This is a genomic window from Kribbella antibiotica (assembly GCF_004349055.1).
Taxonomy (GTDB): Bacteria; Actinomycetota; Actinomycetes; order Propionibacteriales; family Kribbellaceae; genus Kribbella; species Kribbella antibiotica.
Map to the genome: position 1 here is coordinate 82,378 of NZ_SMKX01000012.1, position 14,415 is coordinate 96,792.

Annotated in this window: 6 protein-coding genes; 2 read left to right on the forward strand and 4 right to left on the reverse strand. The window is 65.4% G+C overall.

Annotation, left to right across the window (positions count from 1 at the left end; all coding sequences use genetic code 11):
• Window positions 1-553: 553 nt before the first annotated feature.
• Together E1263_RS06600 and E1263_RS06605 are read right to left on the reverse strand one after the other, a co-directional pair.
• On the reverse strand, window positions 554-2,164 hold the full coding sequence (locus tag E1263_RS06600) for an alpha/beta fold hydrolase (RefSeq protein ID WP_202868748.1): 1,611 nt from the start codon (window positions 2,162-2,164) through the stop codon (window positions 554-556).
• 200 nt (window positions 2,165-2,364) lie between these two features.
• On the reverse strand, window positions 2,365-3,933 hold the full coding sequence (locus E1263_RS06605) for a condensation domain-containing protein (protein WP_132166269.1): 1,569 nt from the start codon (window positions 3,931-3,933) through the stop codon (window positions 2,365-2,367).
• A 446-nt stretch (window positions 3,934-4,379) separates the two neighbouring features.
• Here E1263_RS06605 and E1263_RS06610 point away from each other — a divergent pair, with 446 nt between their 5' ends.
• The gene (locus E1263_RS06610) at window positions 4,380-11,858 is read left to right on the forward strand and encodes a type I polyketide synthase (protein ID WP_165956513.1); all 7,479 of its coding nucleotides are present in this window, start codon (window positions 4,380-4,382) and stop codon (window positions 11,856-11,858) included.
• Between the two features lie 373 nt (window positions 11,859-12,231).
• On the opposite strand, the gene E1263_RS06615 is transcribed toward E1263_RS06610, so the two are convergent.
• Window positions 12,232-12,819: a nuclear transport factor 2 family protein gene (locus E1263_RS06615; protein ID WP_132166271.1), complete on the reverse strand. Its 588-nt coding sequence runs from the start codon at window positions 12,817-12,819 to the stop codon at window positions 12,232-12,234.
• A gap of 109 nt (window positions 12,820-12,928) precedes the next feature.
• Between E1263_RS06615 and E1263_RS06620 the strand changes: the two genes are divergently transcribed.
• On the forward strand, window positions 12,929-13,306 hold the full coding sequence (locus E1263_RS06620; protein WP_132166272.1) for a winged helix-turn-helix transcriptional regulator: 378 nt from the start codon (window positions 12,929-12,931) through the stop codon (window positions 13,304-13,306).
• Between the two features lie 192 nt (window positions 13,307-13,498).
• Here the strand turns inward: E1263_RS06620 and E1263_RS43135 are convergent, their stop codons facing one another.
• Window positions 13,499-14,278: a tetratricopeptide repeat protein gene (locus tag E1263_RS43135; RefSeq protein WP_337590272.1), complete on the reverse strand. Its 780-nt coding sequence runs from the start codon at window positions 14,276-14,278 to the stop codon at window positions 13,499-13,501.
• Window positions 14,279-14,415 lie beyond the last annotated feature (137 nt).

Below are 14,415 nucleotides of genomic sequence, written 5' to 3' on the forward strand. Positions count from 1 at the left end.
GAAGACGCGGCGCCACCGTGCCATCGTGATGCAGATAGGCCGACAGCGGACTGTGCCGGGCTAGCAACTCCTGCCAGGCGAGATGAGGCCACCGCTTGAGCCAGGGCGTTGGATCCCTGCCGACCGTCATCGCACTATCGAGGATCTCGCGCCACGTAGTGGGGACGTCGTACCAGCCGTCCTTCGGAGGCCAAGCTCCACGACTCCACGGATCGCGAGGCTTGGTCTCCCAGCGAGGGTGGGGCCGTGGTCGCCCCGCCCCGGGTATCCCCCTGAGCACCCGGACCGGCACCGTGATCGAGTCCCAGGCGTGCAGCGGGACGGAGCTGGAGTGTGTGCTCGTCGTCATATCACATCCCGAAACTTGCGTTAGCTGGACGAATCAGCCTATCGCTGATGACTAGATGCCGCCCCCTCCGAATCGCGGCGAATCATCCAACCCGGTCATCTGGCCTTGGTCCCTCGATGCCACAGGCAACAACATGTGTGAGGCGCTTCTACTGACCGCTTTGAACGGCGCCGTGTCAGAGCGGGCGCGACGGTTGGTCGTAGTTCAGCGGGCGCGTTGTTCGAGGGTCAGGGTCTGGGGTGCTACGGGGGCGTCATCGTCGTCGTCCGGTACGGCTGGTCGCCGGCCGGTGCAGGTTACCCGGGAACCCGGGAGGACTCCCTTGAGGAGGTAGTCGTCGACCTTCTTGGTCACGCAGGGGGTGACGCCGTACTGGCCGTGAGTACCGCTGTCTCGAACGGTGATGAGGTTGTCGCCAAGCCGGGTGGCCATAGCCGGTCCGCCTTGGTATTGGGTCTGGGTGTCGAGTTCGGCCTGGACGACCAGACCCACCGGGTAGCCGGAGCGCTTCAGCGTAGGCAGCGTCTCGGGTGGCGTGAAGGTCCGGAAGGTGCAATTGGTGGGTGCGGCCGCCATCGCGCCGTTGCCGTACGGGTACTTCGTCCGGAACAGCCGCATCTGCCGTTCGTAGTACGACAGGTCGGTCGGCCACGCCGCCTCACAGGTGACCGTCGGGAAGACTCCGTCTTCGGTGTCCTTGACCCGGTCGAGGACGACATAGAGGGCACGTCCGGCGTCCTTGGACAGTGCTGTCGGCTTGGACTGGGTCGCGGCCTTGACCTTCACAGCGAGGTCTGCGAGGACGTCCCAGTGCTGGACGTCGTTGGCACTGCCGAGCAGTTGGTCCCATCCAGTCTGGTCGAAGGTCTGGGAACCTCCTTGGTCATCCGGTACGTCGACTGGGCGGGTCCGCACTCGCCTGCTGATGGTCTCGACACGGGCGATCACCTTGGCTTCTGTCGTACCGAATCCGTAGCGCTTGTTGCGTGCGGCAACCCACTGCGCCCAGATGTGGACGTTCTGCGTGGCAGCCACCGACTGCTGCTGAAACTGCCGATGCCAGACCCAGTCCGGGTTCACCGAGGAGTCCAGCACACTGCGATTCAGCCGGGCCGGGAACATGGTGCCGTAGACGGCGCCGAGATAGGTCCCGTACGAGATGCCGTAGTAGTTGATCCGTTGTTCGCCGAGGACGGCCCGGATGACATCCATGTCACGTGCGGTGTTGGGTGTGTTGACGAACTTCCGGATACCGCCGGCGGTCCGCCGGCACCGTTCCTCGTCGGCTCGCGCCTGAGCTTCGATGGCCGCGAACTGAGCGTCGGTCGGCCGGGACAGTTCCACCCGCTCCCCGTCCGGCGACTCGCACTGGAGTGACGTCGATCGACCGACTCCCCGGGGATCGAACCCGATCAGGTCGAACCCGGTCGCGGCGGCGCGATCCTTCAGCCGAAGGGGCCAGTCCAGGCCGTCTCCGCCAGGACCGCCTGGGTTGATCATGAGGATGCCTTGCCGCTTCGCCGGACTCTTCGCCCTGATCCGGCTGACGGCAATGGCCAGGTTGCCGTCGGAGGGCCGGCGATAGTTCATCGGCACGACCAGGTCGGCACACTCCATCTGCTTCCACTCGTCGGGATCTTCGCCCTGGCCGGGAAGGCAGGGTGCCCAGTCCGCCGGCTGGTTGTAGTACTGGGACAGGTCTGTCGAGGAAGCCGCCGAAGACTGCTGGGGGCCTGCGGCAACGATCGCTCCGGTGGCTATCGCGGCACCGAGCAGCCCCGCCATAGCCCGGAACGACATAGTACGAATCAACATCAAACACTCCCGATCGAGTGAAGCCGCAGAGGTACGCAGGAAGCGCGCCAGAAATCGAACTCTAAGGAGTTCGATCGGGACCTGCGTCCAACCGGAGTCGGATGCCAACTCATACCCAGGTCGGAGCGGCTGCCGAGGGGCATCAATGCCGCGACAGCTGCGCAGCGAACTTGATCGACAGCAACTGTTCCTTATAAGGCCTACGCCGACGCATCGGTTGTGTACTTGGAGTCCTCACGAGCGGCCAGCGTAATCACCACATCATCCGGCACGACCGTGCCGGACCACCATGGTTGCCGTTCCCGGAGCGCCCTGAATAGATCCACGGCCTCGATCGGCTCAGCTGTCCGAACGTGCGCCATCAGCCGTCGCGTGCCCTCGATCTCCAGGCGGCACGACTCAACGCCGGTGATCGACCTGACCAGCTCACGTGTGATGTTTAGGTCGATCGCGACCCCGCTGTGGTGCCCAGGAAGGAGTTGGCCGGTGGACCGGAACGGTTCGATCGGGACGTCCACCAGCAGGCTGTCCGGTTCCGCACACACCATCCGGACGACCCGCAGACAGTCCTCCGCCAGGCTGGCGGCATCCCGCTGGCAGTGCACCGGCCGCCGCGCGCTGAGCTGTACCACGGGGCTGGGCGCGGGCACGACCAACACCACGAGATCGGCCTTGGCCGAGGGCGGATCGATCCGAACACTGGACTCGACGATCCCGAATTCTTCTGGTTGCTGTACCACGTCCGTGTCCAAGCCCGGCACGTAATTCAGCTCGAACGCAGGCTGGAACGCCGCACCCCGGCATACCTCAGATTGGTTGAGCCAGTCCAGCAAGCCGTTGGCATCGTAGATCCCTTTGTCGTATGTGGACAGAAGAGAATCCGCGACCTGGCCGACCCGCGCGCGGAGGGTGTCCTCGGCGGTTCCGTTGATCGGCACGTACACAGCCTGGGCCAGTTGTGCCACCGCGCCGAACTCGGCGCCGCTCAACCGGTTGGCATAGGTGGAACGGAACACCTGCCGATGTTGACCGGAAATCCTGCTGACGACGATGCTGACTATCGCGACCCACAACATGTTTGCCGTCACACGCAGGTTCCGGCACGCCGAGGTGAACCTCACGGCATCCGCATCGGCGAGCGGCACGGTCGCGACCTGAGCCGTCTCGTGCTCGTCCCTGGTCACGCCGGAGTACGTGCACGACCGAGGCGCGTCGGCCAGCAATCGCTGCCAGTGCTCGGTGTTCTCCCGGACCTGTTCATCCTCGAGGCCGCGCGCGAAAGTGCTGGCCTGCCCCGGCGGCATGTCGGGTGGAAGGTCACCATTGAGCAGCCGCCTCAGATCACGGGCCAGGAACTGCGCGCCCAGCACGTCGGTGAACACGTGCGACACGGTCAACCGCACGACCGCCACCTGCCCGTCCCGCAGATAGAGCGTGCACCGCGCAGCCCGTTCCTCCGGTGGCACCGACATCGGTGTCCAGATCGCCGATGCCTCGGTCAATTCCACCGTGTCACACGGCATCTCGACTGCCACGCCGGCCACCTCCTGCCCGAGGCAGCCGGCGGCGTCCCGAGCCAGCCGACTGCGCAACGCCTCGTGCCGCCGGGCCAAGTCACCGACCGCCCGCCGAACGGCAGCCACACTCATCGGCGGTTCCAGCGCGACCACGATCGGCAGGGTCTTCCAGGGCCGCTCGTCCGCCGACCAGTTGCGGAGATTGCGCGACTGCGCCGTGTTGAGCGGGATGCGTCCAGCGATGCTCGGCATCCTGCCCCCTTCGAGCCGAGTCGAGCACTCAAGTTCAGCGCTCACCCCAAGAAACGGCGAGCTAGTGTCAATACACCTGTGAATCACGATTGTTTAGGTGGCTGACGATGTCAAGCCCGGGTTTGTGGAGGCTGGGCTAGTAGCCGCTAACTTCACGACCGGGGCGCCTCATCCGCGAAGAGTCGATCCATGCTCCCGAGTAGGACATCGAGGCTTAGGGGGTACAGGTTGTCGGTGGTTCGGGGGCGAATCGCGGTGTAGAGATCGATCCTATGACGCACAGCGTGCGCGGACCTGCCGAAGAGCCCAGGGTCGCGCTGGTCACCGCAGCTCAGGTGAGGGGGTCGTGCCGTTCCCAGTTGAGATGGATGCTCAGGTGAGCGCGAACAATACGGGTCGAGCACAGCCAGACGCTGGATCATCGGATGCGCAAGCGGAGGTGCAGGATGGGCACTGGTACGGAACCTATCGCTCTCATCGGTATCGGCTGTCGGATGCCCGGCGGTGTCACCGGTCCGAGTTCACTCTGGAACCTACTGGTCAAGGGCGTCGACGCAATCTGCCCGGTACCGGCCGATCGTTGGGACAACGAGCGGTACTACTCGCCGGACTGGCGGAAGCCGGGGCGGATTAACACCAGGCACGGCGGTTTCCTCCATGAGGTCGACGGCTTCGACGCGGGCTTCTTCGGTGTCTCTGGTCGCGTCGCCAACCAGATGGACCCTCAGCAGCGGCTGCTGCTCGAAGTGTGTTGGGAGGCGTTCGAGGATGGCGGCGTCGTCCCCGGGCAGCTAGCCGGCAGTCGGACCGGTGTATTCATGGGGGCCTGCAGCGGCGACTACGCCGGGCTCCAGACCGCCATCGGTGAGGTGGAGGGGCTCGGGACGCATTCGGCGACCGGGATGTACATGAGCATCCTGTCCAACCGACTCTCCTACACCTTTGACTTGCATGGCCCGAGCATGACGATCGACACTGCTTGCTCTTCCTCGCTCGTCGCGGTGCATCTGGGCTGTGAGAGCCTGCGACGCGGGGAAAGTGAGCTGGTCTTGGCCGGCGGCGTGAATCTCATGTTGGTGCCACAGAGCGCAGTGGCGTTGAGCCAGGCATCGATGTTGTCGCCCGACGGCCGCTCGCGAGCCTTCGACGCGGCGGCAAACGGATATGTTCGAGGCGAAGGTGCCGGAGTCGTCGTCTTGAAGCGGCTGGCCGAAGCACAACGCGACCGAGATCGGATATACGCGGTGATCCGCGGTTCCTCGGTCAACCAGGACGGCCGCACCCAGGGCATCACAGTGCCCAGCAGTGCCGCCCAGGGAGCCAACTTCCGTGCGGCACTGGTTGCTGCCGGGATCGGCCCGAGGGAGGTCGGCTATGTCGAGGCGCACGGAACCGGTACTCCTGTCGGCGATCCGATCGAGGCCAATGCGCTGGGAAAGGTACTCGCCGACGGTCGTGAACCGGAACGGGTGTGCTACATCGGATCAATCAAGACCAATATCGGTCATCTGGAGGCCGGCGCAGGAGTCGCTGGTTTGATCAAGGCGGCGTTGTCCGTCCATCATCGCCGGATAGCGCCCACCGTGCACTTTCAGACGCCGAATCCGGAGATCGCCTTCGACCAGTGGCAACTGGCGGTGAGTACCTCCGAACGCCCATGGCCGTCTTGCTACCCGCGGGTCGTAGCCAGCGTGAACTCGTTCGGCTTCGGTGGTACAAACGCCAACGTTGTGCTGGAAGCTGCTGCGGCGCAAGACGCTGCAGCGCTGCAGCAACCTCAGCCGGCTGTGCTCACCTTGAGCGCGCACAGCGATGGGGCGCTCCGGCAGTTGGCATTCGCCCACGCCGAACGCCTGGACACCCAACCGATCAACCTGCAACGACTGGCGGCCAATCTCGCGGTGCGCCGCAGCCACCACAGCCGACGACTGGCGGTCGTGGCCACGGACCCGCACGATGCGGTGGCAAAGCTACGGGCCTACGTGGACAACGCAAGCGCGCCCGGTGTCATCACCGGTACCGCACGTGCCACTGGCGGCAAGCTCGCGTTCCTGTTCAACGGCCAGGGCCCGCAGTGGTACGCGATGGGCAGGACGCTGCTGGAGACCAACGAGGTCTTCCGCGCCAAGGTGATGGAGTGCGATGAACTGGCGCGCCCATACCTTGGCTGGTCGATCCGCGAAGCGCTTAACGCCCAGGACGAGGCTTCCTCCCTGGTTCAGCGGACCTCCTGCCTCCAACCGACCATGTTCGCGATCCAAATCGCCCTGGCCGAGCTGTGGAGTTCGTGGGGAGTCGTACCCGACGGTGTCGCCGGCCACAGCATGGGCGAGATCGCCGCCGCACACGTCTCCGGCGGGCTCGATCTGGCCTCCGCGCTGAAAGTGATCTGTCTGCGGGCGCGGATACAGGAAGACGCTGACAGTTCGGGCGGGATGATGTTCGTCGCCCTACCGAAGGACGAAGCCCTGGCGCTGTGCGCACAATACCCGGAACAGCTCTGGCTGGCCGCGGAGAACGGTCCGCGATCCTCGACGCTGTCCGGTCGGAGGACCGTATTTCAGGAACTGGAACGTGAACTCGACAGCCGAGGGGTTTTCGCACGCACGTTGCGGGTCAACTGCGCCTGCCACAGCCCAGACATGGATCCCCTGCACGACCAGTTGATCGCCGAGCTGGCAGAGATCGAGCACGCCGCAACGGCGATCCCGATGTACTCGACGGTCACAGGCAGCCGTATCGAGGGTGCGGACCTTGGAACCCCCTACTGGTGGCGCAACTTCCGGCAGCCGGTGCTGTTCGCTCCCGCGATCAACACGATGCTGGCCGACGGGTTCGATACCTTCGTCGAACTGAGCCCGCACCCGGTGCTCGTCAACTCGCTGAGGGAAATCCTCAATGACAAGGGCAGCGACACGCTCTGCGTCTCCTCGCTGACACGCGGCAAGAACGACTGGGAGTCCTTCCTCAGCGCTTTCGGGACACTGCACACTGCCGGCCATGACATCGCGTGGCAACGGCCTTACCCGGACCCCGTTCCCGTGGACGATCTTCCGACGAACCCATGGATACACCAGTCGTTCTGGAACGAAAGCCCACCCGCGCGCCGGTACCGCGCAGGCGGGCAGTCGCACCCGATGCTCAAGCGCATCGACGCCCCTCGCCCCACCTGGGAGATCAAGTGGGGCGACCACCGCCTGGAATGGGCGACCGAACACGAGGTTCTCGGTTCCGTCATCGTGCCCGGCGCGGCCTATGTGGAAGCCACGCTCGCCGCCGCTCACGAGCTGACCGGCGCCTCCTGCGCCCTGGAGTTCATGGAGTTCCAGCGCGCGTGTGTTCTCGAGGCGGACGCACCACAGGTAAGCCGGATCGAACTCGATCCCGACGATGGCACGTTCGAGATCCACAGCCGCGCCGTCCGCGACGACGGATGGACGCGCACAGCACGCGGCCGGTTCCACCCAGATCCGCTGGATGGCCAGGCGGCGTCCGCGTTCGATCTTGAGGCGATCCAACGGCGGTGCACGAGGTCATTCGATGCGCAGGCGGTATACGACACCTTCACTGGCAAGGGGTACATCTACGGCGCGGCGTTCCGTGGGATCAGCCACCTGCGCGTCGGCGCAGGCGAAAGCCTCGCCAGGGTAGAGGTTCCAGAAGTGCTCCGGGACGTCTTGGCGGACTATCTGTTCCACCCCGCTCTACTCGACGCGTGCCTCCAGGTCGCGATCCTGCATCCGGGTCACGGCATCGCCGATGAACTGCTGCCCCTGAGCTGTCTTCCCACGGGGATCGATCGGGCACGCGTCGTCGGCGGCGTACGGGGGCCTGTGTGGTGCTACACACGGGCCAGCAGGCTCGACGCGGGTGGACTCTCTGGCGACGTCTTCGTCCTCGATGACCGTGGGAACGTGGTCGCAGAATTCAGTGGACTCCAAGGCAAGGTGGTGTCACAGCCAGGCACCAACGCGGAAGCCTCCATCGACAACGACTTCTACCGCCTGGCGTGGACATCCGATCGCCTACCGCGGCCATGCGCGCTCACCATCGGGCCGACGGAGCTCCAGCAACGGCTCGAGCCCGCAGCCCACGCGCTGGCCAGCCGTCTCGACCGACGGCGGTACGGAACTGACTACCAGACCGATCTACGCCACCTGTGCGTCGGCTACATCACCCAATGCCTCAGCGACTTCGGGCACCAGTTGATGGTCGGGCAGGTTTTCTCACTACAGGACTTTCCCGGTCTGGTAGCCAGGTACGAGCGCCCGCTCGCCAGGATGCTACGGATCCTGGTCGAGGACGGCGTAATTTCCGAACGTGACGGGCGCTTCCTGGTCGATCGCCAGGTGGACAATGACCTTGGGCGGCAATGGGCTGAGACACTGACTCGCCATCCGGATTGTCTCGCGGAGCTGTTGCTGATCGCCCAGACCGGCGAGCGTCTGCACGACGTGTTCACCGGCAAGGTGGACCCGCTGGAACTGTTGTTTCCCGGCGGATCACAGGAATACGCAGAACGCGTCTACCAGAACTCGCCAACGACCCGATTCCACCACACCCTGGTGCGGCGGGCGATCGAACAGTGCGTCCAGCAAAGCGATCGACGGCGCACGCTGCGGGTGCTGGAGGTGGGCGGCGGTACCGGCGGACTGACTTCCGCAGTGCTGCCCGTGCTGCCGCCAGACCGGTCCGAGTACGTGTTCACCGACGTATCGGCGACCTTCACCCAGCGCGCACGAGAGCGGTTTCGCGACTACGACTTCATCAAGTACCACACGTATGACCTTGAGCGCTCCCCGCAAGAACAGGGGATCGCCGCCGGGTCCTTCGACCTCGTTCTGGCCTCCGATGCGGTGCACGCGGTGTCAGATCTGAAGAAGACACTGCTGGACCTCCAGGAGGTACTCGCACCAGGCGGTGTGCTGGCACTGGTCGAGGCTGAACCAGGCAGCCCGTGGGGGGATCTGACGTTCGGCCTGACCGAGGGCTGGTGGGCCTTCCGCGATGTCCAGCTCCGTCGGGAAGGGCCATTGTTGTCAGCATCTGAATGGGGGAACCTGTTGCGATCGGTCGGCTACGACGATGTAGTCGCGATCGGTGACCCCGAACACAGTGGTACGGGCGCGCAGACGGTACTCCTCGCACAGGCTCCCCCACCCCCATCGCCACACGACGACCCGGCAGTCAATGGCACGTCGGAGCCGCTGGGCGACTGGGTGATAATCGGGGATTCGGGGGGTTTGGCTGCTGAGCTGGCCAACCGGATCAAGCAGTGCGGTGGACGTGCAGTCCTTACATCCTCAGGCAAGATCGAGGACGACACGCTGGAACCTGAAGGCGTCGTCCAATTTTGGAACGACAGGTACGCCGAAAGCGACGACATCGACGGGGTCGCTCTGGAGCGGGAAATACGCCGGCAGTGCCTGATCTTTACCGATGTCGTAAAGGCACTGGACGGCAGGGCGCCCACCTCGCGGCCGCGGCTGTACCTGGTGACGCGGGGGGCTCATGCCTGGCGCAACGACACGATTCGGTTGGAAGGCGCACCTGCGTGGGGGCTCGGGTTGGTCGCCGGGCTCGAACAATCGGCGATGCGGTGCAGAATGATCGACCTCGACGCCATGCCGGCACCCGGCGAGCCCGATGCGGTGTGGGCCGAATTGCGGAGGCAGGACCAGGAGCACGAGGTCGCGTTGCGTGCAGGCGAGCGATTCGTCCGCCGACTCCTCCCACAGCCCGCCGACAGACTGCGCACACCGATGTACGCTCCCGACCTGCCGGCGGACACCGGATTCGCGCTTCACATGGACAAACCGGGACCGATGGACGACCTGCGGTACCGTGCCCGGCCGCGACATACGCCCGCCGACGGCGAGGTGGAGATCCAGGTTGTCGCCGCAGGACTCAACTTCCGCGACGTGATGTTCGCGCTCGGCCAAGTACCCCCGCCGAGGTCCTCGCGGGGTATGCCGTTCGGAGGCGAGTGTTCCGGACTTGTCACCCGCGTGGGAGACGATGTCACCGGGCTGCACGTAGGTGACGCTGTGGTAGCCATCAGCAGCATCGATGGCACCATCGCGTCGCATGTCGTCATGGACAGCACGTGCGTGCTGCACATGCCGGAGGAACTGAGTTGGGAGCAGGCAGCCACCATTCCTGTCGCCTTCCTGACCGCCTGGTACACACTGCACGAACTGGCCAGGCTCCGGCCCGGCGAGCGGGTACTGATCCACTCTGCCTCCGGTGGCACGGGGCTGGCCGCGATCCAGATCGCCCAGTTGGCCGGAGCCGAGGTGTTCGCCACCGCGGGCAGCCCGCAAAAGCGTGCGCTGCTGCGTGCACTGGGCGTGCGGCACGTCATGGACTCCCGCTCGCTGGCGTTCGCCGATCAGGTGCGTTCAGCTACCGATGGTGCGGGAGTGGATGTGGTGCTGAACGCGACCACCGGGGAGGCCGCGGCGCGGAGCATCGCGTGCCTTGCTCCGTACGGCAGGTTCGTCGAGATCGGCAAGCGAGATCTGCTCGCTGACCGCAAACTCGGGCTCCGGCCGTTCACTCGGAACCTGGCGTACTTCGCCTTCGACCTCAGTGAGATGGTGCTGGACCGGCCTCAGGCGGTGGCCACCGAATTCGCGCGGATCCTCAATCTGTTCAGGCAGGGTGTCCTGACTCCACTGCCCCACCGGATCTTCCACCCTTCGCAGGCGGAGGCGGTGTTCCGGCAGTTAGCAGGTGCTAAACACATCGGCAAGCTCGTCATGGCCATGGACGAGCATGAGGTGCGCGTTCACCCCGCACCGGACACGCCACGCCACGTGGTACGGGGAACCTGGCTCATCACCGGTGGCCTGGGCGGCGTCGGACTGGCCATGGCCGAGAAGCTGGCGGATGCGGGGATACAGGCCCTGGCGCTGGTCGGACGATCGGGCAGCCCCGATGCCCAGGCTCGAGGAGTGATCGAGAACCTCAAGGAACGAGGTGTGCAGGTTTGCGTCGCCGCGGTTGACGTCACCTCTCGCACCGACCTGGCCGATCTGTTGGCGCGCATCGACCGCGAGTTGCCCACGCTGAGAGGCGTTCTGCACTGCGCGATGGTCTTGGACGACGCGCCGATCACCGGCATGAGCGACCCACGCTTCGAGCGCGTACTCGGCCCCAAGGTGGTAGGGGCATTCCACCTGCACGAGTTGACCGCACACCTGCCGTTGGACGCATTCGTGCTGTTCTCCTCAGCGATATCCCTGGTCGGCAATATAGGACAAGCGAACTATGCCGCCGCCAATGCGTTCCTCGATCACCTGGCCGAATTCCGGCACGCCAACGGACTGGCTGCACTCGCGGTCAACTGGGGAGCGATATCAGACGTCGGATACGTGGCACGGCATCAGGATGTCGAACGCGCGGTCTCTGCGACGGGAATGCGGGGATTCACGTCAGGACAGGCATTTCAGGCCCTGACCGTGCTCCTCGGCGGCTCGTTCCCGCGGATCGGCGTACTGCCAATCGACTGGCAGCAGTTCTTCCGGCACCACGGCGTCACCCCGGACGACCAGCCACGCTACGCGAGTCTGCCACCCCTGTATCACGATGCCCCGGCGACAGACAGCGATCTGGCCACCAATGGTTCCCTTGGCAGGCAGTTGCGGTCCTGCGACAGCGCGGCGCGCGCGGATCTGCTGACAGCACAACTGAAGCTGCGGCTGGCGACCGTACTTGGCGTGCCGTTGGACGATCTCGACGAGAACATGCCACTGGTGAACTACGTCGACTCGCTGTTGGCCGTGGAAATCAGCTCCTGGATAGCCAGGGAAGTGGGCGCCGGCGTCACGGTCATCGAGTTGCTCAAGGGGCCAAGCGTGAGACAACTGGCAGGCATGCTCCTGATCCGGCTGGACAGCCCCCAACCGACACGACCCGAATAGGTGGCACGGGTACGAACCTGGGATCGATGGTGAAGAAGGATCGCATCGTTGCCCTCAGCATCGATTGCCCCGGACGCAAGGAGGCGCGCGATGAGCAGGTCGGCCCTTCCTCATCATCCTGCAAACGGACCAGCTCCTCGTACAGCATCGCTGCCTCCGTGCCATAGGTGTGCGCGATGAACTCGGGGAATCTCGTGAACCATGACTCGTCGACCTGGGTGGGCGTCGGGGTTGCTCGGGATAACCTGGAAGCCCCCTGCGGTCAGCGTTGCGAGGCCTTCGGCGGATTCCTGGCCTTCGAGATGGCACTGTCAACCGAGGTGGTGCGTTGCGCCGGCGCAACGCAGCACCTAGCTGCGTCCGCTCCGGGGTCTTAGCCGAGGCCGATCTGGGCGTAGAAGGACTGGTTGTCCCAGAACAGGTACTCCTCCTCCATCGTGTTGCGCTTGTTCCAGATGCCCACCGTCGCCATCGGGAGCGAGTAGGACTTGCCGGTCGGCTTGATGTAGCCGCCCTTGCCGTCAGGCATCGGCTTGCTGAAGGTGCCCTTCATGGCACCGGTGACAGCCGTCAACTGGTCGTTCGCCAGCCTGAACTGGTGCTCGGTGATCCGGGTGTCCGGCGCCCAGACGAACAGCGCGGCCAGATCGGCGATGTGCTTGTCGATCCCATCGGTGAAGTGCCCGTCGGGCCAGTTCACCCGGATGTTGCGGGCGTGGCTCTCGTGCAGCCGGTCCCACTTCTGGCCGGTGAAGACCTCGAAGTCCAACTCGTCGAAGATCTTCAGGTGCTTGCGCTCGGTCCGGCTGAGGTTGGCCGGGAAGCCGTTGCCACCGCCGTGGTGCGACGTGCTGTCGGTCGCGCCGTAGGCCATCTCGGTGCCACTGCTCACAGCGGCCAGCGCCAGGGCGCCGAAGCCTGCCGCGCTGCTGTTCCTGATCAGAGAACGTCGATCGATCATCGGTGTCGCATCCTTCGGTCGGGCGTGCTGTAGTTTCTGTTAGAGACTGTCTACCAGCAGATACTGCAAACTTCAAGTAACTGGTTCCTGATCGGGGTAGGCTGGAGGCGTGGATAGTGACGTGGATTACGACGTCTTCGGCGCCGCCTGCCCATCCCGGCCGGTGCTCGAGGACGTGACCGGGCGCTGGGGGTCGCTGGCGATGGGCGCGCTCGCCGACGGCCCGATGAGGTTCAACGAGCTCCGCCGACGGGTCGAGGGCGTCAGCCAGAAGATGCTGGCCCAGTCGCTGCAGGCGCTCGAGCGCGACGGCCTGGTGAACCGGCAGGTCCAGTCGACCTTCCCGCTGAAGGTGGAGTACAGCCTGACCCCGACCGGCGAAGTGCTCGCCGCCAAGCTGCTCGACCTGATCGGCTACCTCACCGGCAGCATGCCCAGCATCCTCGACGCCCAGCAGAGCTACGACCAGGCCCACGCCAAGACATAGCCCTGCTGGCAGGCATCCGGCGGCCGAGCAGCGGCGACGTCCAGCACCACGGCCACAGACCCACGCAGACGGGTCGGAGTTCGGATTCGTCCCTCAGGACGACATCAGTCATCCCGAATTGCCACTCACCAGAACACTCATCTACACGGCCAGGTTGCGACTGCCAGCGGGTACACCGGAGCAGGTGATCGGTCAGGCGGTGACGGCGGTCAGGTGCGCTTTGACTTGGTCGGCGTCGGGCAGGCCGAGGTCGGTGTAGAGGGTCAAGGCTTGCTGGTAGTGCCAGCGGGCGTGGGCCGGGTCGTTGAGGGTGCGATGGGCGTGGCCGAGCCCGGTGTGGGCGCGAGCCTGCTGGTCGCGGTCGCCGACACCGGCGGCGATGGTGTGCGCGGCGGTGTGCTGGATGAGGGCATCGGCGGGGCGGTCAGCGATGTGGGCGGCGTCGCCGAGGCCGTTGAGGGCAAAGACTCCGCCGTCGCGGTCGCCGGTCTCTCGGAAGATCACGAGGGCCTGCTGGTGGTGCTCGATGGCTTGGCCGGGCTGGCCGAGACACGTGTGCAAGGTACCGAGGCTGTTCAGCACCCAGGCTTCGCCGGTGCGGTCGCCGGCTTGCCGGTACATGGTCAGAGCCTGCTTGTAGTGGTCGCCAGCCGCACAATAGCCGCCCAGCAACTTCTCGATGATGCCGAGGTTGTGCAGCGCGCTGGCTTCGCCGGTCCGGTCGCCGGCTTGCCGGTACATGGTCAGGGCCTGCCGGAGGTGGTCGGCGGCCTGCTCGTGCCGGCCCAGCCGGGTGAATGCAGCGCCGAGGTTGGCCAGTGCGTCGGCTTGTCCGGTCGGGTCGCCGGTGTTGTGGGCGGCCTGGTGAGCGTGGCCGTGGATGGTCAGGGCGTCGGTGTGGTGTCCGCCGGTGAGATAGCGCCACAGGGTGGCGGACAGCCGGGTGGTGTAGGTGGGTGGCGGTGTAGGCAGCGACGGCGACCAGGGTGGACCGTTCGGTGTCCAGCCAGGCCAGGGCGGTGTCCGGGTCGGTCAAATCCGGCATCGGCGTGCCCGGCGGCGGGATCTGGGGCCGGCGATGCATCTCGGCGGGGTACAGGGCTGGCTGT